A 22,547-nucleotide genomic window follows, 5' to 3' on the forward strand; every position below is an offset into this window, starting at 1 on the left:
GCCGGGATGAGATTCCCTAGAGTGTGGCCCATCGGCCAAGGTACGAGCGGGCAATAGCCAGGCTCCATAAAACCTGGCCTGCCCGCGTATGGAGCCGGAGTTGCCACACAGGATACCCGTCATGTCTCGAATCGAAAATGAAGCCACCGAACCCCGGCGCTGGTTGATGTTCGCCATCTTGCTGGTCGGCGCGTTTCTACCGCCGCTGGATTTCTTCATCGTCAACGTTGCGCTGCCCTCGATACAGGCGGACCTGGGCACAGGCCCCTCTGCCGAGCAGTTGGTGATCGCGTCCTATGCCACGCTCTATGCCGTGACACTGATCACCGGCGGGCGCCTTGGCGACCTGTATGGGCGCGGGCGGATGTTTTTCATCGGCCTGCTGGGCTTCGCCGCTGCTTCGCTGCTGTGCGGTGTGGCGACTGCGCCCTGGGTACTGGTGCTCGGGCGCGCCTTGCAGGGCGTGAGCGCCGCCGTGATGGCGCCGCAGGCACTCGCCTCGGTGCAGACAATTTTTCCGGCAGCGGAAAGGTCATTGGCCCTGAGCCTGTACGGGGCCGTGTTTGGCCTGGCGTCAGTGATCGGCCAGGCGCTGGGTGGCGTGCTGATCGCGCTCGACCTGTTCGGCATGGGCTGGCGCGCGATATTCCTGGTCAACCTGCCGATCGCATTGCTGGTGATTGCACTCGGTATTCCCGTGCTCAAGGACACCCGTGCGCTGCAGGCGAGCAAGCTGGACCTGGTGGGTACGGCGTTGTCGATACTGGCCCTCGGCGCTCTGGTCGTGCCGCTGATCGAGGGGCGTGAAGCGGGATGGCCGTGGTGGGCGTGGCTGTCACTCGCCGCTGCGCCTGTACTGGGGGCGTTGTTCTGGCGCTATGAGGCGCGCCTGCACCGCGCCGGCGGAACCCCTTTGCTGGCGCCGGCCGCTCTGCAAGCCCCCGGGCTGGGCCGGGCGTTATCCATAGCGCTGTGTTTCTACGCGATTGGCGTGTTCTTCCTGCTGTTTTCGATCTATCTGCAAGGTGCATTGCAGATGAGCGCACTGGATGCCGGCCTGGTCTTCCTGCCGTTCGGTGCCGGTTTCCTCATCGGCCCGCTCTCGGTTCCCCTTCTCAGGCGCGTGCTCGGCGGTTATGTGAACCCGTCAGGCATGGCGCTGGAGGTCATCGGCTTGCTCTGGCTGGGTTGGCTGGTGTCAGTGACTCCGCCTGGCCTTGCCCCGCCCTTCACGTTCCTGGCGGTCAGCCTGTTGCTGATCGGGCTGGGACAGGGCCTGGCGTTGCCGACGTTGATGCGCCTGGTCACGGGCCGGGTCGCGCCGGCGTATGCCGGGATGATCGCAGGCATCACCAGCGCGACCTTGCAGATCAGTACCTCGCTGAGCGTGGCCGTCATCGGCGGCGTGTTCTACACCGTGCTGGGGGAACCGGTAACGGAAGCTCGTATCAGCCACGCCTTCGTGGTCGCCGTTCTGTACATGGCCGCCTGCCTGGCCGTAGGGGTTGCGCTGAGCCTGACATTGGCGCGGCAGCCGGCACCGCTGGCGGAGGCAGCGGCGATGCGTCCGAGCTGAGCGCCGCAACCTGCTACCCTGCGCCGATCATGCCGGAGGCAAGGTCGGCCAGGGCGCGTAGCCGGTCCAGCTGACGCATGTCGCGGTGATAGCCCATCCAGATGTCCCGCCCCGGTGGTGGCTGATGCTCGTCCAGCAGCCGCAGGCCGGGCACCGAGTCGCCGAGCACACGTGGCAACACAGCAACCCCAAGCCCTTGCGCACACATCTGTGCCTGAACCGTCCGGCTGCTGCTGGTGAACACGGTGCGAGACTGCGGGTAGCGCTGCTGCAGCCAGTGCACATCCGGGTAATGGGCCTGGGCAACGTTCATCAGGATCAACCCCAGCCCCTCGCCGCCCGGGTGTGGCGCCGGGGCATGCAATGCGGTGTAGAGCCCGTAAGGCAAGGTCGTCAGTTTGCGCTGGACAATGTCAGGCTCGGTGAAGGGCACGATCCGGAAAGCGATGTCGGCATCGCGACGGGCAAGGTCGAACAGCCGATGCCCGGCAATGACTTCGGGCACGATCAATGGATACCGTCGTGCCAGTTCGGCCAGCACCGGCGACAGCACATGACAGGCGAACCAGTCGGCCGAGGAAATGCGCAACAGCCCTTCAGGCTGATCGCCATGCCCCGCCAGACGACGTTCGATGGCCAGCGCACTGTGCTCCATGGCGAGCGCCAGGTCGAGAATCCGCTCACCATTATCGGTGAGTACCAGCCCCTGGCCAGTGCGCAGGAAGAACGCTTGTCCACTGGCCTGTTCGAGCACCTGCAAGCGCCGCCCGACGGTCGGGTGACTGACCCCTAACGCCTTGGCGGCCCCTCCCAACGAGCCACTGCGCGCGATCGCCAGGAAGATCCGCATGTCACTCCAGTCCATACTGCCCTCTCGTGCCAGAATGAGCGATGAGGTTGCAACAATGATGGCGTGGCTGCAATCCCAAAGCGGGCTTCCCGGCGAGGCCGGTAGTACCAAGGCCGCTCCATGCCATTGGCGGATTTGAGTCCAACCGCGAAGGCGATCTCCAGGAACCCCGCAACGATCAGCAGTAACCAGGAGCTGGTGTTTTCAGCCAAACAGATACTGGCTGAAACCGTAGCATTACGACATTTTCAGCCAATGATTCGACGAGGACAGACACCATGCGCATCGCCTTCCTTGCCTTCCCCGCGTTCAACTGCTGGATGTGGTCGGTCCGGCTGATGTCTTCGCCGAGGCGGCTAAGCAATTGGGCAACCCGCGGGCCTACCGAGTCGAAGTGATCGGCACCGAAAAAGGCATGATCAAAGGCTCAAGCGGTTTGAAGCTCGCCATCGACGAGACCTTCGAAACCTATAAAGGCAGGATCGATACCTTGCTCGTGGCCGGAGGTCCGCAGATCGACGAGATCGTGCTCAACCCTGCCTTGCAGCAGTGGCTGCGCACCCAAGCTATGAAGGTGCGCCGCATCGGCTCGGTTTGCAGCGGCGCCTTCCTGTTGGCCGCCGCCGGCCTGCTTGACGGGCGTCGTGTCACGACCCACTGGAATTCCAGCGCGAAACTCGCCAAAGAGCACCTGCAGACTGAAGTCGACGCTGATAGCATTTTTATCAAGGACGGCAACCTCTACACGTCGGCTGGTGTCACCGCGGGTATGGACTTAGCTTTGGCACTGCTAGAAGAGGATCAAGGCAGGGAGTTGGCGCTGAAAGTGGCGCGACAGATGGTGATGTTCTGTAAACGACCGGGCGGGCAATCGCAGTTCAGCGCGCAGTTGGCAGCCCAGACCCGAAGCTGCCGTTGAAAAACAAACGATATCGTGAGCGCTACTTGCACCCTGTGGGAGCGGGTTTACCCGCGAAGCAGGCGCCGCGGTGGATGGCACCGGCTGTGCCGGTGTTCGCGGGTAAACCCGCTCCCACAAAGTGGACTGCCCCTAAAATTCGGACGCTGCAGCCTGAGCCCTGTACTCGACAGGGCACAGGCCATTGAGCTTCAGTTTGATACGGTCTGTTGCGCCACCATGAATTCAGTCACGTCGGTCACACACTTCTGATCAGGTCACCTGATACACCCTGAACATTTTCTCGGCACCAGGTGGCTCAAGCTTTTGCTGGTCACGAGATCCAATTCATGGGTCTACGGGACTTAGTCAAGCACATTGTGTAGTACCTCATAGATGACACCTGAAGTGATAGCCACAAGCAGCAGGTCAGTCCCAGCTTGCTGCCACTCATAACCATTGTAATGAGGAAGTCGCCCGATCAGCCGGCTATCCAGCTTCTTCGCAATCCCGGGCGGGAGAGGCTTGCCGCGCGCCAGATTCTTCTGGATACCTGGCGGTAAGGGAGAGCCTGGATTCCAGTAATTGCGGTTGTCATTGAGGATGACTCGCACCCCTCCTAAATCGATGGAAGGCCCTTCGTGCCAGTCATTGCTGTTGCCCTGATGACCTTGGCTTGCGTGTTGTCCTCCCTTGTCGTGGCTTTTCCCTTTCCCGGGATCTGCCAGCAAGATCGGGCTTACAACCAGAGCCAGGGAAAAAGCTGCGGCGATACTCAATTTCCTTCTCATGGTATGCATTTCCTCGGGACCTTATCCAACCAGAGAGTAGCTAATCTATTGGTAGAGGCAATGCCAGCCGGGTGCGAGCATTCCGTCGGGATTCAAGAACTTAATCATCTAATGTCGGTCTGTTTGGCACCTTCAGCTCTACCACACGCCTCTGGAGGCGAATAAAAATGAGAAAACCCGTGCTTGCTGTCTTTGCTTGTGCATTGGCACTCGGGATGATTCCATTCGTACCCGCAGATGTCTCACCCATTGGTTCCGCCTATGCCAAAGGCGGTGGTGGTCATGGAGGTGGCAACGGTGGCGGTAATGGCGGCGGACATGGAGGTGGGCATTCAGGTGGTATGGGAGGGAACAGCGGAAATGGCCAGAGCGCTGGAAGCGATCACGCTGGCAAGGCCACACGCGATCACGGTGTAAGCGGCAACCATTACGGGAGCTCCCGCAACGCTGATAATGGCCACGGTACCACTACCTCGGGTATCGCACACTCCAAAGACACTCGCGGTTTGGCCAAATCCACTGCCATCTCACGAACGACTCCAGGTGATCACAATTCAAGAGGTCTATCCAACGCCGTCAGATCTTCTTCAAAGAATGATCGATGATTTCGCAGCTCGATGCGGTATAGACCTAACGTTTTCAAAAAGCCCGGCTTGTGCTGGGCTTTTTGGCTAGTACTGATAGGCGTTAAAGTCTGGGCAGCCGTTGGAACCGTTTCTGAGCCCAAAGGGGCCCTTCCAGCAAAGCCGACAGCATGCCTGAAACTCGTCGCTGCTTGTTTGAATTTGGCAAACCGTCGTCAACTGTCCAATGGGCCGATAGCAGTCACTGGCGACCGGCCATTTTTGACAACGAACGCGGGCCTCGCTCAATGCCCTTGTGGTTCGGCTATGCGGTCGAGGTGCGTCCATGGACAGGCAGGTGCGCAACAGTCAGTCCATTGGCAATGGCACTGGCTTCAAGCTTCGCACGCTCTGCCTCGAGAAACGCATAAGCGGCTTGCAGGGTTGTGATCTTCGCTTGGATGTCGGCCATCTTGTTGGCGACCAACGCCGCGCCTTGTGCGCAATCGATGGTATTTCCCCGCTTGGCCTGAAGGATGTCCCTGATCTCTGCGAGTGAAAAACCTCCGCCCTGGGCACTTTGAATGAGGGCCAGATCAGCCACGGTCTGCTCGCTGTAGCTGCGGTAATTGTTGGCCAATCGATGGGCCACGATGAGCCCGAGCTGCTCGTAATAGCGTAATGCATGGCGACCGATGCCACTGCGGCGCTCCAGCTCCCCGATATTCACCGTAAAAACTCCTTGACTGTAGAGCACGCTCTACACCTTAGCCTGCGCCGATCATCCAAACAAGGAGTCAGACATGGGCGTGGAATGCTTCGTCACAGGCGGCAGTGGGTTTGTCGGTCAACATTTGCTGGCTCGCCTCACTGCCACAGGGCACAAGGCCTGGGTGCTCATGCGCACCCCGGAAAACATCGACCGTCTCAGGCAACAGGTAAGCAGCCTGGGAGGTGACGCCGCGTATATCCATGCAGTCGAGGGCGATATCAGCAGGGAGGGGCTTGGGCTCAGTGAAGCAGACCGGCAACGCGTGTCTTCGACGGCGGTGGCCTTCCACCTGGCGGCGCAATTTACCTGGGGGCTGACGATGGAGCGCGCTCGCGAAGTCAATGTGCAAGGGGCACTGCGAGTGGCAAGGCTTGCGGCCAGCCAGCACATCCGGCTGGTGATGGTGGGCGGCTACATGCTGCAGAACCTTACCTACCTTGCCAAGGTCGGGGTGGATATCGTGTGCCCTGAAAACACCCATTGGCCTGCGGTCTACGGCCGTGTGGGTGGCTACGAAGGCAGCAAGCTCGAGTCGCATTTTGCCGTTATCCGCTACCTGCAGGAAGCAGACGCGGATTATACGATCGTCCATCCCGCTACGGTGTGCGGCCACAGCGAGACGGGGCACATCCTCGAGGGACAACCGCTGGCCGATCTCATTCGCAATCTTGCCCAGGGCCGCTTCAAGGCTGTCCCTGGTACAGACCGCCACTGGTTGCCGGTCGTCAGCGTCGATTACCTGGCGACGATGATAACCTGCGTGGCGTTCGACCCCTCGATGGCCAACCGGCAGGTCCTGGCGCTCGACGAGGGCTCAGCGAACCTGCAGGGGATGCTCGAGCAACTGGCAAAGACACTGGGCGTGAAGGCTCCTCGGCGCCATGTCGCAATCCGGTTGATCAAGTGGCTATTGACGATCCCCGGCCTGGCGGCTCGATTCGCTATCAGCGCCGAGTCGTTGAACTTTATCCAGACGCAGCGCTTTGACATGAACCGCAGCAGGCAACTGGAGCGCAAGTATCGGTTGACCCATCCCGATCTGGCACGAACGCTGGAAAAAACGGCGCGCTACGTCACCAATCACTTGCCCCACTGATCCAACCGGTCACAAGGAAGGTCATCATGCAATCGCACTTCGGCAATGGCGTCATCGCGGATAGTGCTCAAGGCCCCGATCAACGCCAACGTGACGGCAGGCGCAGGGTTGACGATAGCCGGCATTGATGCCGCAGTGCCGTGGGGTTGCCGCCAGCGCAAGCCCAAGCTTGTCATTTGCCAAGGCTTGGGCCAAGGTCGATACCACTGACATCTCTGCCAAAGGAGTCACCCATGTCAAAGATCTATCCCGGTATCGATCCCGATGGGCTGGTCGAGTACTCGGTGGTCTACACCGACCGTTCGCTCAATCACATGTCGCAGGCTTTCCAAGGTGTGATGAACAACATCTCGAGCACACTGAAACAGGTCTACAACGCCGAGGCCGTTGCGGTGGTCCCGGGCAGCGGCACCTTCGGCATGGAGGCAGTGGCGCGGCAGTTTGCCACCCACCAGCAATGCCTGGTGATACGCAACGGCTGGTTCAGTTATCGCTGGAGCCAGATCCTTGAGATGGGCAACATTGCGCCAGCCACCACGGTGCTCAAGGCCCGACCGGTGGAAACGGGTCGCCAGGCGGCCTACGCCCCTCCCCCTCTGGACGAAGTGCTGGCGGCCATTGCGGCGCACAAGCCACAGGTGGTCTTCGCCCCCCATGTCGAAACCTCATCCGGGATGATCCTGCCTGACGCGTACCTGCGGGCCGTCGGCGACGCCGTGCACGCGGTGGGGGGCCTGTTCGTGCTGGACTGCATTGCCTCAGGCACGCTGTGGGTCGATATGCACCAGTGCGCCGTGGACCTGCTGATCAGCGCCCCGCAGAAAGGCTGGAGCGCCTCGCCTTGCTGCGCCCTGGTGATGTTCAGTGCCCTGGCCCTTGAACGCATCACGCAGACGCAGAGCAGCAGCTTTGCCTGCGACCTGAAAAAATGGCTGCAGATCATGCAAGCCTACGAACAGGGCGGGCATGCCTACCATGCGACCATGCCCAGCGATTCACTGGCGCGTTTCAACGATGTGATGAACGAGATGCACGCCTATGGTTTCGACAAGCTCCGCAGCGAACAACAAGCGTTGGGCGAGCGAGTGCGCGCCATGTTGACCGGCAAAGGCATCAAGAGCGTGGCCGCAGCCGGTTTTCAGGCCCCTGGGGTCGTGGTCAGCTACACCGATGATGCGCATATCAAGAGCGGCAAGAAATTCGCCGAGCACGGCCTGCAGATAGCCGCCGGCGTGCCGTTGCAATGTGACGAGCCAGACGACTTCCAGACCTTCCGCATTGGCCTGTTCGGGCTGGAAAAGCTGCACAATATCGAGCGCACCGTCGGCACCCTTGAGCAGGCACTGGACGAAGTGCTGAGCAGTGACCACCCGCTGCCAGGCTGAATCGGAGGATCTGCGCTCAGACCCGCCGCAACCAGCCGATGAACTGGGCGAACAGCTCCGACTGCGAATTGATTTGCAGCTTCAGGTACAGGTTCTTGCGGTGCATCCGCACGGTCTCGGGTGAAATCCCCAGTTCATGGGCGGTGGATTTCACCGAGTGCCCCTGCAACACCATCTGCGCCACCTGCCGCTCGCGCTCAGTGAGTACCCCGCAACCAAAGCTGTCGAACGCCGCCTGCACGCTCTCCTCGGCCTGCGGTTGCGGCTCCAGGCCATGCCGGGCAAAGCGCATCAGCAGCTCGCGAACCATCGGCTCCGCCGCCTGCAGCAGGTGCAGCTGCGCCACGCCCAGGCGCGCGCCGCTGCAGCCCTGGAACAGGCTCAGGGAGATCTTGCTGTCGTTGCCCAGGTCGACGATGAAGTAGCTGTCCTCGCTGCAGCCGGTGCCCAGGTAATAGGTCTTGTAGTAGTCGCTGTCGAAGAAGTTGTCCGGGGCGATGTCTTCCAGGTGGTAGAAGCCCTGCGCCAGGCCCTTCTGCACCGCCAGGCAGAACGGGTCGAGCAGGTAGCCTGCGGCGAAATAGCGCTCCAGCACCGCCTCGTGGTAGCGGGCCGGGATGCCCTGCTGGTACAGCAGCTGCGGCGGCTGGCCCTTGCGTTCGAGGCTGATCAGCATCGACTCGGCGGCCACCAGCTGGCTGATGGCCGCCGCCAGCCAGGCCAGCGCGTCCGGGCCCTCGCTGTGGGCGAAGGCCTGTTGCAGGGCGCTGTGCCATTGCTGCAGGGCATGAAACGGCAGGTTTATTGTGGTGTTTTCGTGTGCTCGGCTCATGCCCCGCAGTCTACCGGCCGGGGCACGCGTGCGCATCTTTGGCTGCAGGTCGATCATTGGCCGTGATACAGGCCCTGCTCGGTCAGTTCCTGCGCCGCCTCGAGAATGCAGCTGCGCAGGGTGTCGACGATCTCGTCCACCTGGGCGTGGGTGATGATCAGCGGCGGCGACATCACGTTCAGGTGCATGATCGGGCGCACCAGCAGACCTTTGGCCTGCGCCCGCACGTGGATGCGCTCGCCGATGTTCACCGCGTCCGGGAACAGCGCCTTGGTCTGTTTGTTGGCGACGAACTCGACGCAGGCCATCAGCTTCATGCAGCGCACCTGGCCGACCAGCGGCAGTGCAGCAAGGGTCTGCAGGCGCTGCTCCAGGTAGCCGCCGACGTCGTTGACATGAGCCAGCAGGTTTTCCCGCTCGATGATCTCGATGTTCTTCAGCGCCGCCACGCAGCACACCGGGTGCCCGCTGTAGGTGAAGCCGTGGGTGAAACAGCGGCCCTTGCCCGGCTCGGCGATCACCTTCCAGATGCGCTCGGAGAAGATGCACGCGCCCAGTGGCAGGTAGGCCGAGGTCAGGCCCTTGGCGGTGGTGATGATGTCCGGGGTGACACCGAACAGTGCTTCGGAGGCGAAGAAGGTGCCCAGGCGGCCGAACGAAGTGACCACTTCGTCGGCGACGAACAGGATGTCGTAGGTCTGGCACACCTGCCACATACGTTGGAAATACCCTGTGGGCGGGATGATCACCCCGCCCGAGCCCATGATCGGTTCGGCGAAGAAGGCGGCGACATTGTCCGCGCCCAGGGAGAGGATCTTGTCCTCGAATTCGGCCACCAGAAAGTCGAGGAACTCGGCCTCGTCCAGGTCATCGCCCGCCCGGTAGAAGTTGGGGTTGGAGACGTGGTGGATCAGCTCGTGGGCATAATCGAACTCGGGCACCCGGTCGGCAGCCTTGTTGCCGATCGACATGGTCAGGCAGGTCGAGCCGTGGTAGGCGTTGTAGCGGGCGATCACGTGTTTTTTATGCGGCTTGCCGCGGCAGTTCTGGTAGTACTGGATCAGCCGGTAGGCAGTGTCCACGGCGGTGGACCCGCCGGTGGTGAGGAACACGTGGTCAAGGTCGCCGGGCGCCAGGCTCGCAAGCTTCTGGCACAGCTCGATGGCTTTTGGGTTGGCCATGTCCGAGAACGGGTTGGAATAGGCCAGCTGGCGCACCTGGTCGGCGATGGCCAGGGCCATTTCCTCGCGGCCCAGGCCGATGTTGGTGCACCACATGCCGCCAACGGCATCGAGGAAGCGGTTGCCCTGGGTGTCGTGGATGTAGGCGCCGTCACCGGCCTGGATGTTCAGCGCGCCCTGCTCGGCGTGCTCGTCGAACATGTGGTAGCCGTGCATGTAGTGGGCTTTGTCGGCTTGCACCAGCGGGTCATGGTTCAGGGTGGCGGCCAATGGGCGAGTCGCGGTAGCCATAAGCAATTCCTTTTCGGATCGGTACGGTGAAAGGGGTCAGATGCCGGTCTTGACCGTGCTCCAGACCCGGGTGATGGCGCGCATGGCCTGCGGGTCCTGGGACTTCTGTGTGAACAGCCGTTCGCGGGTTTGCTGGTCGGGGTAGATCGCCGGGTCGTTGCGGATATCGGCCTGCACCAGGGGCGTGGCGGCCGCGTTGCTGTTGGCGTAGTGGATGAAGTTGGTCACCTCGGCCATGGTCCTGGGCTGCAGCAGGTATTCGATAAAGCGGTGGGCGTTGGCCACGTGCGGGGCGTCGCTGGGCAGGTAAAGGCTGTCGAACCAGATCAGCGAGCCTTCCTTGGGAATGAAGAACGCCAGCTTGATGTCCTTCTTCGCCTCCACCGCACGGGCCTGGGCAGTGGCGTAGTCGCCGGACCAGGTCAGGGCCATGCACACGTCACCGTTGGGCAGGCTGGTGAGGTAATTCACCGAGTCGAACTTCTTGATGTAGGGGCGGATGCCCATGAGCACGTCCTGGGCGGCCTTGAGGTCGTCGGGCCTGGCACTCTGTGGGTCCTTGCCAAGGTACTTGAGAGCCAGCGGGATGACTTCGCTGGGGGCGTCCATCACGGTTACGCCGCAGTCGGCGAAACGCGAGACGATCTTTGGGTCGAACAGCATGGCCAGCGAGCCGATAGGCGCGTCGGGCATGCGCTGCCTGATCTTGTCGACGTTATAGGTGATGCCGGAGCTGCCCCAGGTGTAAGGCGCCGAGTAGTTCATGCCGGGGTCGAAGGCTTGCAGGCTCTGCACCACTTGCGGGTCGAGGTTGGCCCAGCTCGGCAGCTTGGTTTTATCCAGCGGCTGGAACACCCCGGCCTTGATCAGCGGTGGCACCAGCGAACCATTGAGCATCACCAGGTCGTAGCCGGAGCGGCCGGTGAGGAGTTTGGTCTGGACCGTCTCGTAGCCGTCGAAGGTGTCGTAGATCACCTTGATGCCTGTCTGCTTCTCGAAATCGGCGAGGGTATTTTCGCCGATATAGTCGGTCCAGTTGTACAACCTGAGCGTGTTGCTGGTGTCTGCCTCGGTGGCCAGGGCGGCCGTGGCGGTACAACACATCAGCAGACTGGAAATCACCTTCAATGCCTTGCGCATAGCAACTCCATCGTGTGATCAGGATCGGCTCGGGCGAGCGATGGAGCCACTATCGGGCGGATTGGGCCACAGGGCCATAACCCGAATGGGTGGGGTCAGCCATACATAGACTGATCTTATGTACGCATACGTTAAATCGATTTTATTTATGCACAGTGCACTGCAAGGATGCGTGGAACAGGGTGCCCATGGCTCGGCGCCCTTCCCGGTCCCTTTCTGGAGAAGCACGATGCGCCCTTTCTGGCTGGAACAAGCCCTGAACAATCAGCCCGACGAACCCTGCCCGCCCCTGCGGCAGGATACCCAGGCCGAGGTCTGCATCGTCGGTGGCGGCTATACCGGCCTGTGGACCGCCATCATGCTCAAGGAACAGAACCCCGAACTCGATGTGGTCATCGTCGAGGCGGATATCTGCGGCGCCGGGGCGAGTGGGCGCAACGGCGGTTGTGCGCTGTCCTGGTCGGCGAAGTTCTTTACCCTGGAGCGGCTGTTCGGGCTGGAAGAGGCCGTGCGCCTGGTCAAAGCGTCGGAGCAGAGCATCTACGCGATCGGCGACTTCTGCAAAAAATACGGCGTGGATGCCGACTACCGTCTCGACGGCACGCTGTACACCTCGACCAGTCAGGCTCAGGTCGGCTCCACCGACGCGGTGGTCGCCGCGCTGGAGCGCCATGGCATCAATACCTTCTGCAAACGCCCGCTGGCCGACGTGCAACGGATGGCGGGCTCGGCCCAGCACCTGGAAGGCTGGTACTCGCCCGCAGCGGCCAGCGTACAGCCAGCCAAGCTGGTACGTGGCCTGCGCCGTGTGGCGCTGCAGCTTGGCGTACGCATTCATGAAGGCTCGCCGATGGTCGGCCTGGAGCAAGGGCAGCCAGCCACGGTGATCACACCCCACGGCAAAGTCACCTGCGCCAATGTGGTGCTGGCGATCAATGCCTGGATGGCCCGGGCCTTTCCACAATTCGCGCGTTCGGTGGCCATTGTCTCGAGCGACATGATCATCACCGAACCTCGCCCGGACCTGCTGGAGCGTATCGGCCTGACCAGCGGCGTGACCGTGCTCGACTCACGGATCTTCGTGCACTACTACCACAACACCCCCGACGGGCGAATCATGCTGGGCAAAGGCGGCAATACCTTCGCCTTCGGCGGGCGCATGCTGCCGGTATTCGACCAGCCATCACCCTATGCGAACCTGCTGCGCGATTCGTTGGAAAAGTTCTTCCCGGCATTCACCGGCGTCGATATCGCAGCCACCTGGAACGGCCCTTCGGATCGCTCGGTCACCGGTTTGCCGTTCTTCGGCCGCATGGGCGCCAAGGGCAATATCTTCTATGGCTTCGGCTATTCCGGCAGTGGCGTGGGCCCGTGCCACATGGGCGGCCAGATCCTGTCGTCGCTGGTGCTGGGGCTGGACAACGCCTGGACCCGCTCGCCACTGCTCAACGGCCCGCTCGGGCATTTCCCGCCGGAACCCATCCGTTACCTGGGGTCACTGATGGTACGCAACGCCATTCGCCGCAAGGAGCGTGCCGAGGACCTCGGCCGGCGCCCTCGTCGGCTGGATGTTCAGCTGGCCAAGTTCGCCGCGGCAGCCGGCAAGACGGACAAGGCATGAGCGGATGAACCTGACATCGGTCTGACCTTTATGAAATCTTGCTCAATCTCTGTGGGAGCGGGCGTGCCCGCGAACACCGGCAACGCCGGTGCCATCTACCGCGCCGCCTGTTTCGCGGGCACGCCCGCTCCCACAGAGATTGAGCAGTCGCTCAGACCGCGCCTGTGATCAGCGCGGCAGCGGATACAGTGCCTCATCGAACTGGTCGAGGCGTGGAAAGCTCAGCGGCAGGTCATCCGACAGGTGCTGCAGACGCTGCTCGTAACTGCGCAGGAACGCCTGGCGCGCCTCGTCGCTGATGTACGGCACATGCCAGGCCACGAACGGCTCCAGCACTTCGAAGCCGACATAGGCCAGGGTCCCGCGCAGGATTGGCCGCAGCATGTCTTCAAGCGGCCCGTGGATCGCGCCATCGCCGAACATGTGCTCACGCCCGCCCAAGGTCACGGTCACCAGCGCGCGCTTGCCGGCCAGGCCACCCTGATCGTAGAAGCGCTTGCCGCCATAACACACCCCGGACACCAGCACGCGGTCGATCCAGCCCTTGAGCATGGCCGGGGCCGAGAACCAGAAGATCGGGAAGTTCAGCACCAGCAGGTCGGCCCATAGCAGCTTGTCGAGCTCCTGCTGGATATCCGGGGCGATGGTGCCGCTCTTGACGCCCAGGCGCTGCTCCAGCGCGTACACCAGATATTCCGGGTTTTCCCGCTGGCTGAAGTCGTCGGCGCTGGCAACCGGGTTCCAGCCCATGGCGTACAGGTCGCTGACCTGCACCTCATGGCCCTGGGCGCGGAAGGTCTGTGCCGCCTGGTCACGCAGGGCGGCGGTGAAGGAGCGAGGCTCAGGGTGAGCGTGAACGATCAGTACTTTCATGGGTAACCCCTCAAACACTTCAATGTGAACGGATCAGAGCTGGATGGCCTTGACCTCGACGAACTCGTCGAGGCCTTCCTCGCCCCACTCGCGGCCATTGCCCGACTGCTTGTAGCCGCCGAACGGTGCCTGGTAGTTGAACGCCCCGCCATTGACGAAGCACTGCCCCGCGCGCAGCTGGCGGGCCAGTTGCAGCGCCTGGTCGCGGCTACCCGCCCACACCGCGCTGGACAGCCCGAACGGCGAGTCATTGGCCAGGGCAATGCCTTCGGCCTCGTCGGTGTAGGGAATCAGGCACAGCACCGGCCCGAAGATTTCCTCCTGGGCAATGCGCATGCGGTTGTCGACCTCGGCGAAGATCGTCGGCGGCACATAGAACCCACGCTCGAAGCCCGCTGCGGTCTCACCGCCACACACCAGCCGCGCGCCTTCTTGCTGGCCGACCCGGATGTACTCCTGCACCGTGCGCCGCTGCCCGGCCGAGCACATCGGCCCGAGGAAGCTGCGCGGGTCCTGCGGGTCGCCCATCACCAGGTTGCGGGCCTCGTCCACGGCGATCTCCAAGGCCTGGGCATAGCGCGAGGCCGGCAACAGCATGCGCGTCAGTGCGGTACAGGTCTGCCCCGAGTTGATCATCACGTCCTGCACGCCATGGCGTACCGCCGTTTCCAGCGGGGCGTCGGCGGTGATCAGGAACGGCGACTTGCCGCCCAGCTCCAGGCACACCCGCTTCACCGACGGCGCCGCGGCCTGGGCAACCCGCACGCCCGCGCCGGTCGACCCGGTAAACGAGACCATGTCCACCTGCGGGTGCCGCGCCAGCGCCTCGCCGACCTTCGCCCCCGGCCCGCTGACCAGGTTGAACACCCCGGCCGGCAGGCCGATGGCCTCGATCATTTCCGCCAGCAGGAAGGCGTGCAGCGGGGTCTCCTGGCTTGGCTTGACCACCACCGTGCAGCCTGCGGCCAAGGCGGGTGCCAGCTTGCCGATCAGTTGGTGCAGCGGGTAATTCCACGGGTTGATGAAGGCGCATACACCCACCGCCTCGCGGTACAGTCGCGAATTGCCGACTTCGCGCACCTCGTCCATCTGGCCGGCCAGTTGGACGTACTGTTCAAGCCCGACGATGGGCCCGTCGACCTGCACCGACCGGCACCACTGCACCGGCATGCCCAGCTCGGTGGTGATCACCGCGGCCATCTCGTCGGCCCGCGCCTTGAGCTGCTCGGCCAGGGCAAGGATGTACCCGGCGCGCACGCTGGAGGGCGTGCGCGCCCAGGCGGCGAACGCCCCTCGCGCCGCATTGACGGCGTGTTGCACATCGTCTTCGTTACCCAGCGGCACCCTGCCGGCCACCGCCTCGCTGGCCGGGTCGATCACCTCGGCCATGCCCTGCCCCACCGGCTGCTGCCAGCGGCCATCGATGAACAGACGGCGGTATTCACGCATTGGGCTGCGCCTCCAGCAGTTCGCTGGCGCAGCGGGCAATGCGCCGGCAGGCCTCACCCAGCGGCTCGGCGCCCAGCACCAGGCCCAGGCGGATGTGCCCGGCGGCACTGGGGCCGAACGCTTCACCGGCCAGCACCGACACACCGTGCAAGTCGAGCAGGCGGTCGGCAAACGCTTGTGCGCTAACCCCGGTCTCGCGGATATCGACCATCACGAACATCCCGCCATCGGGCTTGAGGGCCCGAAGGCCTGGGCAGCCGGCAAGCCTGGCACATACCAGGTCACGGCGCTGGCGGTAAGCCTCGCGCATACCCTCCAGTTCCGGCAACGGCTGCTCCAGCGCGGCCACCGCCGCATCCTGGATGAAGTCTGGCGAGCCATACAGCATGCACAGCGCCAGGTTTTCCAGGTGTGCCGATAGCGCCGGCGAACCGACCACCCAGCCGACCCGCCAGCCGGTCATGGCATGGGACTTGGACAGGCTGTTCAGCGTTGCCGTGCGCTCGGCCATGCCGGGCAGGCTGGCGGGGCTGATGTGCTCACCTTCGAACAGCAGCTCGCTGTAGACCTCGTCGCTGATCAGCCACAGGTCGTGGGCAATGCACAGTTCGGCCAGGGCCTCCCAGCTGCTGCGCGGCAGGCTGGCACCGGAGGGGTTGTGCGGGCTGTTCAGCGCCAGGGCACGGGTGCGCGGGGTGATCCGTGCAGCGACGTCCGAGGGCTGCACGCGAAAGCCATGCTCGGGGCGCACCGGCACCGGCACCACCTTGGCGCCGCAGGCACCGAACACCGCCTCGTAGGTGACATACATCGGCTCGGCGACGATCACTTCATCGCCCGGCTCCAGCACGCATTGCGCCACGCAGAACAGCGCGCACTGCGCCCCCGCCAGCACCGTCACCTGATCGGCCGTGACCGCCTGGCCGCTGCGCTGCTGGTGGCGGCGGGCAATGGCCTCGCGCAGGCTGCGCTTGCCGCGCACGTCGGCGTAATGGGTATTGCCGGCTTCGAGGCTGGCCACGGCGGCCTGGACGATCGGCGCCGGAGTATCGAAGTCGGGATCACCGACCGAAAGCAGCAGCACGTCGCGGCCCTGTTCGAGCAAGGCCAGGGCGCGGTAGTGAATCTCCCAGGCGGCGGCGCCATCGCCGGCGATCCGTTGGGTCAAAGAGGAAAATCGCATGGCTGGTTGTCCTGTTGTGCGGGGTGGGCTCAGCGCGCGCAGGCGTGCTTGAGTTCGATCAGGGTCACGCCGTTGCGGGCAAAGCCGCCGCGCAGGTCACGTTGCAGTTCGTCAAGGTTCTGCGGCTGCGCCACGGTGCAGCCGAAGGCATGGGCCAGGCCGGCGAAGTCCGGGTTGCGCGGCAATACGCCAATGGGCTCGATATCGAGGTCGAGCATGTCGTCGCGGATCTGCCCCAGCGCATCGTTGTTCCACAGCAGCACCACCAGCGGGCGGTCCAGCTCCTCGACTGCGGTTGCCAGCTCTTGGGCGGTATAGAGGAAACCACCGTCGCCCACCAGTACCAGGCCCGGGCGGTCGGCTGTGGCGAACATGGCGCCGATGCCGGCCGGCAGGCCGTAGCCAAGGGTGCCGTAGCCGGTGGGGTGCAGCCAGCTGCGCGGTGCCCGGCTGTTGAACACATAGTTACCGGTATAGGCCAGCTGGGTCATGTCGGTGCTGATGAAGGCGTTGTCCGGCAGCTCGGCTGCGACCCGCTGCAAGATCGCCTGGTGCATCGCCTGCAAGGGCGCGTGGTTCGCCTGCACGGCGGCGCGCAGGCGCGCCACTGCCGCACATGCCTGGCTCGCATCGCGCACGCCGTCCGGCAACTGTTCGAGCAGCCCCGCCAAGGTCTGCCGGGCATCGCCGTGCAATGCCAGCGCGCAGGGGTAGAAGTCGTTGAACTTGCGTGGGTCGATATCCACCCGCAACAGCTCGCCGGTCAGCGGCAGGCGCTCGCGCCAGAAGTCGGTGTCGGCCATCTCGGTACCGACCGCCAGCACCACGTCAGCCTCGGCGATCAGCGCCCAGCCCGGTTCGACGCACAAGGTGGAGCCGGCGTTGAGCGGCGAGTCCAAAGGCGCCAGACCCTTGCCGGCGACGCTGGTGAACAGTGGCGCCGCCAGCCGTGTGCTCAACTGCTGCAGCTCGGCGCCCGCCTGCAGCGCGCCACCGCCGGCGATGATCATCGGGCGCTTCGCCGCCGCCAGCCTGGCGGCTGCCTGTTGCAGGCTGTCGAGGCTGGCCGGGCCGCGACCGGGGCGGCGCACTACTTCATCACTCCAGTCCCGCGCCACTGGCGCGGCCAGCACGTCCAGCGGCACCGAGATATGCACCGGGCGCGGGCGTTCGCTGTCGAACACGGCATAGGCCCGGGCGACCAGTTCCGGCAGGTCCTCGGGCTTCAGCGCCACGGCGGAAAAGGCGGTGATCGGCGCCGTCATGGCGCGCTGGTCCTGGGTCTCGTGCAGGCAGCCCCAGCCTTTGCCCAGGCTGGCGGTGTGGTTGACGCTGGAGATCACCAGCAGCGGAATCGAGTCGGCGTAGGCCTGGCCGATGGCGGTGGCCGCGTTGGTCACGCCGGGGCCGGTGATGACAAAGCAGACGCCCGGCTTGCCGCTGACCCGGGCATAGCCGTCGGCCATGAAGCCGGCGCCCTGCTCGTGCCGGGTGAGCACGTGGCGGATGCCGCTGCCGGGCAAGCCGCGGTACAGCTCCAGGGTATGCACGCCGGGGATGCCGAAGACGGTGTCGACGCCGTAGTTGGCCAGCAGGCGCACCAGCGCCTGGCCGCCCGTGAGTGTGGGGTTCGTCATGTTCATGTCCTTACACTTGGCCGAGGCGGATCAAGGCATCGACCGCAAGGGTGCCATGGGCACCGACCATCAGGGGGTTCACATCCAGCTCCAGCAGCTGGTTGGCGTTTTCGCAGGCGTAGTCGGCCACTGCGCGGATGGCAGCGACCAGGGCATCCAGGTCGGCCGCCGGCTTGCCCCGAAAGCCCTGCAGCAAGGCTGCGCTGCGCAGTCCCAGTACGGCTTTGCGGATAGCACCGTCGGTGGTCGGCAGCAGCAGGCTGCTGCTGTCCTTGAGCAGCTCGACGAGGATGCCGCCAGCACCGATCACCAGCGCCAGGCCGAAATCCGCCTCGCGCTTGATGCCGACGATCAGCTCGGCAAGCGGCGCGCTGGCCATCGGCTCGAGCAGCACCTGGTCAAAGGCGACCCCTGGCGCATGAGCTGCGATGCACGTGCGCATCTGCTCAAGCGCCCGGCTGAGCGCTGCCGCGTCGGCCAGGTTCAGCGCCACCGCGCCGGCCTCGGTCTTGTGCGGCAACTGCGCGCTGACCGCCTTGAGCACCAGCGGGAAGCCCACCTGGCCAGCATCGGCCAGCGCACGCTGCGGGCTGCTCAGCACCCCCTGCGGAATGGGCAGGCCAAAGCCGCGCAGAGCCTGCTTGGCGTTCCATTCGTTGAGCAGGCGACTAGCGCCGGCCAGCGGTGGCGGGCACAGCGGTACCAGCGCCGATTCGCCCAGCGCCAGCAACGCCGGACGCTGCTGTGCGTAGCGGGCGACCCGGCCCCAGGCTGCCAGGCCATCCTCCACCCCCTGCAGCGCCGGCACGCCGGCCGCGTGCAGGCGCTCGCGGGCGCTGGCCGGCAGCAGTTCGGGGAAGGCCGAGGTGACGAAGCCGGTCTTGCCATGGCGCTTGAGCGCCGCGCAGTACAACTCCAGCAGCAGGTCGCACTCTTTGCGCTCGCCGGTGAACTCGGCGGGGTAATCGAGCACCAGCACCGCCGCGTCGGCGTCGCTGCGCAGGGCGCTGTCGAGCATGCGCGCCTTGGCCGGGCCATCGCCCCAGATCGCCGTGGTGAAGTCCAGGGGGTTGACCAGGTTGGCGTAGGCCGGCAGCACCTGGGCCAGTTCCTCGACCTGACTGGCGTCCAGGGCCGGCAGGGTCAGCTGGTTGCTTTCGCTGTAGTCGGCGATCAGCCCGGCATCGCCGCCCGAGCAGGCCAGCGCGATCAGGCTGGAGCCCTTGGGCAGGTTGCCGCAGGCGGCGGCCTTGAGGGTTTCGACAAAACTTACCGGGCCGCTGACGCGAATCACCCCCAGGCGCTCGAACAGGCTGTCGTACAGGGCATCGGAACCGGACAGCGAACTGGTGTGGCTCAGCGCCAGCTCGGCGCCGATCTGCGACACGCCGGTCTTCAGCGCGACGATCGGGATGCCTTTCTCCAGCGCCTTGTGCGCGGCACGGGCAAAGCCCGGCACGTTCTTCAGGCCTTCCAGGTGCAGGCCGATGGCGGTGACCCGGGGTTCATCGAGCAACACGTCCATCAGCTCGGCGATGCCCAGTTGTGCCTGGTTGCCGACCGAGGCCATGTAGGCCACCGGCAGCGAGCGGTCGCTCATCGACAGGTTGTAGGCGAAGTTGCCGCTCTGGGTCAGCACCGCCACGCCCTTCTCTACCGCTTTGCCACCGTGGGCCACCGGCCACAGGGCGGCACTGTGCAGGTAGTCGAGCAGGCCGTAGCAGTTGGGCCCGAGCAGGGCCATGTTGCCGGCGGCATCGAGCAGCTGCTGTTGCAGCGCCTGGCCCTCGGCGCCGCTTTCGGCGAAGCCCGAGGCATAGCAGATCGCCCCGCCCACGCCCTTGGCGGCAAGTTCGGCGACACAGGTCAGGGTCAGTTCGCGGTTGGTGGCGATGAACACCGCATCCGGCGCGCAGGGCAGTTCGGCCACGCTGCGCACGCAGGGCACGCCGTCGATGCTTTCCTGCTGCGGGTTGACCAGCCACATCTGGCCCGGGTAGCCGCCCTCGGCGCAGCGCTTTAGCGCACGGGCCATGCTGCGCCCGCCGATGAAAGCCAGGTGCCGGGGTGCCAGCAGGCGTTTGAGGTTGTCACGAATGGCTTGCGACATGGGGATGCTCCGGTCAGCGCAGCAGTGGACGCAGCAGTTCGCGCGAGATGATGTGCCGCTGGATCTCCGAGGTGCCTTCCCAGATCCGTTCGATGCGCGCATTGCGCCAGATCCGCTCGACCGGCCCTTCGTCCATCAGGCCCATGCCGCCGTAGATCTGTACCGCTTCGTCGGCGACCTTGCCGAGCACTTCGCTGGCGAACAGCTTGGCCATGCCGGCCTCGCCATCGGTCATGCTGCCCTGGTCCATCTTCCAGGCGGTGTGCAGGGTCAGCAGTTCGGCGGCGCGGATCTGCGTGGCCATGTCGGCGAGCTTGAACGACACGCCCTGGTAAGTGCCGATCGGCTGGCCGAACTGCTTGCGGTCGGCCGCCCATTGCAGTGACACGTCAAGTGCACGCTGGGCCTGGCCGACGCAGTTGGCGGCGACCATGACCCGGCCTGCGGTCAGCCAGGCATTGGCCACCTCCCAGCCCTTGCCGACTTCGCCGAGCACCTTGGCGGCCGGGACCTTGCAGTCGTCGAAGAACAGTTCGTAGGTGTGGTAGCCACGGTTGCTCACGCATTTCGGGCCACGGCGGATGGTCATGCCCGGGGTACCGCGGTCGACCAGGAAGGCGGTGACGGCGTTGCGCTTGCGGCCGTTGTGTTCGTAGGTGTCAGTGACGGCGAAGACGATGGCGAAATCAGCGTGGCCGGCATGGCTGATGAAATGCTTGCTGCCGTTGATCACGAAGTCGTCGCCCTCGCGCACGGCGCGGGTCTTGATCGAGTTGGCGTCGGAGCCGGCGCCCGGTTCGGTCAGGGCGAAGCAGTCGGTCTTCTCGCCACGGATACACGGCAGCAGGTAGTCCTCGACCTGCTGGCCGGTGCAGGCCATGAGGATCTTCGACGGCCGGGCGACGAACACGTGCAGTGCCCAGGAGACCTTCGACAGCTCACGCTCGATCAGGGCCTGGGACAGGTAGTCGAGGCCGCCGCCACCGACTTCCTCCGGCATGTTGAAGGCGTAGAAGCCGGCGGCGATGGCCTTGCCACGGATCTGCGCAGCCAGTTCCGGCGACACTTGGTCGGCACGGTCCACGGCTTCTTCATGGGGCAACAGCTCCTTGGTCACGAAGCTGCGTACGGCATCCACCAACATTTCTTGTTCTTGGGTCAGTTGGAAATTCATGGCCTGTTCCTGGTAACCGGGGAAAGAGAGCGTGCTTATTTGCCGCTGAAGCGTGGTGCGCGTTTTTCCGTGACTGCGCGCAAGGCTTCGGCACCGTCGGCGCTGCGCCCGCAAAGCAGGCCGGCAGCCAGTTCGGCAGTGAGCTGCTCGGACAGGCCGCGCGAGGCGCCGTCGCGCAGCAGGCGTTTGGTCTGGGCGTAGGCGAAGGTCGGCCCCTGGGCCAGGCGCGCCGCCAGTTCGGCGGCGACGGCGGGCAGCTGGTCGTCGGCGACGACTTCGCCGACCAGGCCGGCCGCCAGGGCGCGTTCGGCGCCCCACAGTTCGTCGAGGAACAGCAGGCGCTTGGCCTGTTCGCTGCCGATCAGCCGTGGCAGGTGCCAGCTGGCGCCGGCATCCGGCGAGTAGGCCATGCTGGTGTAGCCAGCCTTGAAACGGGCCGACTGGGCCGCCAGGCGCAGGTCGCAGCACAGCGACAGGTCCATGCCGGCACCGACGGCGGTGCCGTTGATGGCAGCGATGGTGGGCTTGTCCAAGGTGTGCAGGCAGTGCATCAGGGCGTGGGCGGTTTCGGTCCAGCCGTAGGTTTCCAGTGCACCACGGGCCTCGGCCTCGGCCCATTCGGCGAGGTCGGCACCGGCGCAGAAGCTGCGGCCAGTGCCGGTCAGCACCACCACGCGTACGGCCGGGTCGAGGTTGTACGCCTCGAGGGTGGCGTGCAGCTTCTTCAGGGTGGGGATGTCCAGCGCATTGCGCTGCTCGGGGCGGTTCAGGGTGATCCAGGCAACGCCGGCTTCAACCTGGGTGATTAGGGACGACGGAGCGGTCATGACGGGCCTCGGATTATTGTGATTGCTGTGGGAGGTGAGGCTCATGCTAAACGAGTGTTCAACAAGGAGGCAATTGCGGTTGCAACGGTGTTACAACTTCGAACAAGTGGTGGGCATCAGGTGCATGGCGGGGGATTGGGTGAGGGCTGACAGGGGCTTGCCACATGATCTTCAGCGCCTGTGAGATCGAGCGCCGCCCGCGCGGCGCATCGCGGGCAAGCCCGCTCCCACATTTGTTTCGGGCCAGTTACTCCTGTCCCGCCAACAGGATCCGCCTTGGTGCATGACTGAAGATCGA

19 protein-coding genes are annotated in these 22,547 nt (G+C 64.4%); 6 read left to right on the plus strand and 13 right to left on the minus strand.

Annotated elements, in window-relative coordinates:
- The first annotated feature begins 121 nt into the window (after positions 1 to 121).
- Positions 122 to 1,576 (plus strand): MFS transporter, encoded by a 1,455-nt coding sequence (locus APH33_RS25350; protein WP_054887777.1) that lies wholly within the window; start codon positions 122 to 124, stop codon positions 1,574 to 1,576.
- A 13-nt stretch (positions 1,577 to 1,589) separates the two neighbouring features.
- Here APH33_RS25350 and APH33_RS25355 read toward each other — a convergent pair whose 3' ends face one another.
- Complete coding sequence (locus APH33_RS25355; protein WP_054887778.1) at positions 1,590 to 2,441, minus strand: LysR family transcriptional regulator; 852 nt, start codon at positions 2,439 to 2,441, stop codon at positions 1,590 to 1,592.
- 307 nt (positions 2,442 to 2,748) lie between these two features.
- Between APH33_RS25355 and APH33_RS25360 the strand changes: the two genes are divergently transcribed.
- Entirely contained in the window at positions 2,749 to 3,345 is a 597-nt protein-coding gene (locus tag APH33_RS25360; RefSeq protein ID WP_256218747.1) for an AraC family transcriptional regulator, read from the plus strand.
- Between the two features lie 344 nt (positions 3,346 to 3,689).
- Here the strand turns inward: APH33_RS25360 and APH33_RS25365 are convergent, their stop codons facing one another.
- Positions 3,690 to 4,124, minus strand: a complete 435-nt coding sequence (locus APH33_RS25365; protein ID WP_054887779.1) for an anti-virulence regulator CigR family protein — start codon at positions 4,122 to 4,124, stop codon at positions 3,690 to 3,692.
- 158 nt (positions 4,125 to 4,282) lie between these two features.
- Between APH33_RS25365 and APH33_RS27805 the strand changes: the two genes are divergently transcribed.
- A complete protein-coding gene (locus APH33_RS27805; RefSeq protein WP_082433706.1) occupies positions 4,283 to 4,720 on the plus strand; it encodes a hypothetical protein in 438 nt (145 codons plus the stop codon).
- Between the two features lie 283 nt (positions 4,721 to 5,003).
- On the opposite strand, the gene APH33_RS25370 is transcribed toward APH33_RS27805, so the two are convergent.
- A complete protein-coding gene (locus APH33_RS25370; RefSeq protein WP_054887780.1) occupies positions 5,004 to 5,408 on the minus strand; it encodes a MerR family transcriptional regulator in 405 nt (134 codons plus the stop codon).
- A gap of 73 nt (positions 5,409 to 5,481) precedes the next feature.
- On the opposite strand from APH33_RS25370, the gene APH33_RS25375 reads away from it, so the two are divergent.
- Together APH33_RS25375 and APH33_RS25380 are read left to right on the plus strand one after the other, a co-directional pair.
- On the plus strand, positions 5,482 to 6,546 hold the full coding sequence (locus APH33_RS25375) for an SDR family oxidoreductase (protein ID WP_054887781.1): 1,065 nt from the start codon (positions 5,482 to 5,484) through the stop codon (positions 6,544 to 6,546).
- A gap of 233 nt (positions 6,547 to 6,779) precedes the next feature.
- Positions 6,780 to 7,931 (plus strand): aminotransferase class V-fold PLP-dependent enzyme, encoded by a 1,152-nt coding sequence (locus tag APH33_RS25380; protein ID WP_054887782.1) that lies wholly within the window; start codon positions 6,780 to 6,782, stop codon positions 7,929 to 7,931.
- A 16-nt stretch (positions 7,932 to 7,947) separates the two neighbouring features.
- Here APH33_RS25380 and APH33_RS25385 read toward each other — a convergent pair whose 3' ends face one another.
- Genes APH33_RS25385 through APH33_RS25395 form a run of 3 tightly spaced genes read right to left on the minus strand, consistent with a single transcriptional unit; the run spans position 7,948 to position 11,375 of the window.
- Positions 7,948 to 8,763 (minus strand): helix-turn-helix transcriptional regulator, encoded by an 816-nt coding sequence (locus APH33_RS25385; protein ID WP_099813703.1) that lies wholly within the window; start codon positions 8,761 to 8,763, stop codon positions 7,948 to 7,950.
- Positions 8,764 to 8,816: 53 nt separating this feature from the next.
- On the minus strand, positions 8,817 to 10,235 hold the full coding sequence (locus tag APH33_RS25390; protein ID WP_054887784.1) for an aminotransferase: 1,419 nt from the start codon (positions 10,233 to 10,235) through the stop codon (positions 8,817 to 8,819).
- Between the two features lie 36 nt (positions 10,236 to 10,271).
- The gene (locus tag APH33_RS25395) at positions 10,272 to 11,375 is read right to left on the minus strand and encodes a polyamine ABC transporter substrate-binding protein (protein ID WP_054887785.1); all 1,104 of its coding nucleotides are present in this window, start codon (positions 11,373 to 11,375) and stop codon (positions 10,272 to 10,274) included.
- A 229-nt stretch (positions 11,376 to 11,604) separates the two neighbouring features.
- Between APH33_RS25395 and APH33_RS25400 the strand changes: the two genes are divergently transcribed.
- The gene (locus APH33_RS25400; protein WP_054887786.1) at positions 11,605 to 12,996 is read left to right on the plus strand and encodes an FAD-dependent oxidoreductase; all 1,392 of its coding nucleotides are present in this window, start codon (positions 11,605 to 11,607) and stop codon (positions 12,994 to 12,996) included.
- A 168-nt stretch (positions 12,997 to 13,164) separates the two neighbouring features.
- On the opposite strand, the gene APH33_RS25405 is transcribed toward APH33_RS25400, so the two are convergent.
- From APH33_RS25405 to APH33_RS25435, 7 genes are read right to left on the minus strand one after another with little or no spacing between them, the layout of a single operon-like run.
- Positions 13,165 to 13,869, minus strand: coding sequence for an NAD(P)H-dependent oxidoreductase (locus tag APH33_RS25405; protein WP_054887787.1), 705 nt, complete (start codon positions 13,867 to 13,869; stop codon positions 13,165 to 13,167).
- Positions 13,870 to 13,902: 33 nt separating this feature from the next.
- Positions 13,903 to 15,318 (minus strand): aldehyde dehydrogenase family protein, encoded by a 1,416-nt coding sequence (locus APH33_RS25410; protein ID WP_054887788.1) that lies wholly within the window; start codon positions 15,316 to 15,318, stop codon positions 13,903 to 13,905.
- Positions 15,311 to 16,501, minus strand: coding sequence for a pyridoxal phosphate-dependent aminotransferase (locus APH33_RS25415; protein ID WP_054887789.1), 1,191 nt, complete (start codon positions 16,499 to 16,501; stop codon positions 15,311 to 15,313). Before APH33_RS25415 ends, APH33_RS25410 begins: the two co-directional genes overlap by 8 nt.
- A gap of 29 nt (positions 16,502 to 16,530) precedes the next feature.
- Complete coding sequence (locus APH33_RS25420; RefSeq protein ID WP_054887790.1) at positions 16,531 to 18,138, minus strand: 5-guanidino-2-oxopentanoate decarboxylase; 1,608 nt, start codon at positions 18,136 to 18,138, stop codon at positions 16,531 to 16,533.
- Between the two features lie 10 nt (positions 18,139 to 18,148).
- Positions 18,149 to 20,248, minus strand: coding sequence for an acetate--CoA ligase family protein (locus APH33_RS25425; protein ID WP_054887791.1), 2,100 nt, complete (start codon positions 20,246 to 20,248; stop codon positions 18,149 to 18,151).
- A gap of 13 nt (positions 20,249 to 20,261) precedes the next feature.
- The gene (locus tag APH33_RS25430) at positions 20,262 to 21,422 is read right to left on the minus strand and encodes an acyl-CoA dehydrogenase family protein (RefSeq protein WP_054887792.1); all 1,161 of its coding nucleotides are present in this window, start codon (positions 21,420 to 21,422) and stop codon (positions 20,262 to 20,264) included.
- A gap of 35 nt (positions 21,423 to 21,457) precedes the next feature.
- A complete protein-coding gene (locus tag APH33_RS25435; RefSeq protein WP_054887793.1) occupies positions 21,458 to 22,249 on the minus strand; it encodes an enoyl-CoA hydratase/isomerase family protein in 792 nt (263 codons plus the stop codon).
- Positions 22,250 to 22,547: the final 298 nt, after the last annotated feature.

It is taken from the genome of Pseudomonas sp. NBRC 111130 (assembly GCF_001320485.1).
Classification (GTDB): domain Bacteria; phylum Pseudomonadota; class Gammaproteobacteria; order Pseudomonadales; family Pseudomonadaceae; genus Aquipseudomonas; species Aquipseudomonas vlassakiae.

Excerpts from the sequence above, each read along its gene's own strand:
- APH33_RS25350 (WP_054887777.1), top strand. The coding sequence starts at position 122 with ATGTCTCGAATCGAAAATGAAGCCACCGAACCCCGGCGCTGGTTGATG.
- APH33_RS25355 (WP_054887778.1), bottom strand. The coding sequence starts at position 2,441 with ATGGACTGGAGTGACATGCGGATCTTCCTGGCGATCGCGCGCAGTGGC.
- APH33_RS25365 (WP_054887779.1), bottom strand. The coding sequence starts at position 4,124 with ATGCATACCATGAGAAGGAAATTGAGTATCGCCGCAGCTTTTTCCCTG.
- APH33_RS27805 (WP_082433706.1), top strand. The coding sequence starts at position 4,283 with ATGAGAAAACCCGTGCTTGCTGTCTTTGCTTGTGCATTGGCACTCGGG.
- APH33_RS25375 (WP_054887781.1), top strand. The coding sequence starts at position 5,482 with ATGGGCGTGGAATGCTTCGTCACAGGCGGCAGTGGGTTTGTCGGTCAA.
- APH33_RS25380 (WP_054887782.1), top strand. The coding sequence starts at position 6,780 with ATGTCAAAGATCTATCCCGGTATCGATCCCGATGGGCTGGTCGAGTAC.
- APH33_RS25385 (WP_099813703.1), bottom strand. The coding sequence starts at position 8,763 with ATGAGCCGAGCACACGAAAACACCACAATAAACCTGCCGTTTCATGCC.
- APH33_RS25390 (WP_054887784.1), bottom strand. The coding sequence starts at position 10,235 with ATGGCTACCGCGACTCGCCCATTGGCCGCCACCCTGAACCATGACCCG.
- APH33_RS25395 (WP_054887785.1), bottom strand. The coding sequence starts at position 11,375 with ATGCGCAAGGCATTGAAGGTGATTTCCAGTCTGCTGATGTGTTGTACC.
- APH33_RS25400 (WP_054887786.1), top strand. The coding sequence starts at position 11,605 with ATGCGCCCTTTCTGGCTGGAACAAGCCCTGAACAATCAGCCCGACGAA.
- APH33_RS25405 (WP_054887787.1), bottom strand. The coding sequence starts at position 13,869 with ATGAAAGTACTGATCGTTCACGCTCACCCTGAGCCTCGCTCCTTCACC.
- APH33_RS25410 (WP_054887788.1), bottom strand. The coding sequence starts at position 15,318 with ATGCGTGAATACCGCCGTCTGTTCATCGATGGCCGCTGGCAGCAGCCG.
- APH33_RS25415 (WP_054887789.1), bottom strand. The coding sequence starts at position 16,501 with ATGCGATTTTCCTCTTTGACCCAACGGATCGCCGGCGATGGCGCCGCC.
- APH33_RS25420 (WP_054887790.1), bottom strand. The coding sequence starts at position 18,138 with ATGACGAACCCCACACTCACGGGCGGCCAGGCGCTGGTGCGCCTGCTG.
- APH33_RS25425 (WP_054887791.1), bottom strand. The coding sequence starts at position 20,248 with ATGTCGCAAGCCATTCGTGACAACCTCAAACGCCTGCTGGCACCCCGG.
- APH33_RS25430 (WP_054887792.1), bottom strand. The coding sequence starts at position 21,422 with ATGAATTTCCAACTGACCCAAGAACAAGAAATGTTGGTGGATGCCGTA.
- APH33_RS25435 (WP_054887793.1), bottom strand. The coding sequence starts at position 22,249 with ATGACCGCTCCGTCGTCCCTAATCACCCAGGTTGAAGCCGGCGTTGCC.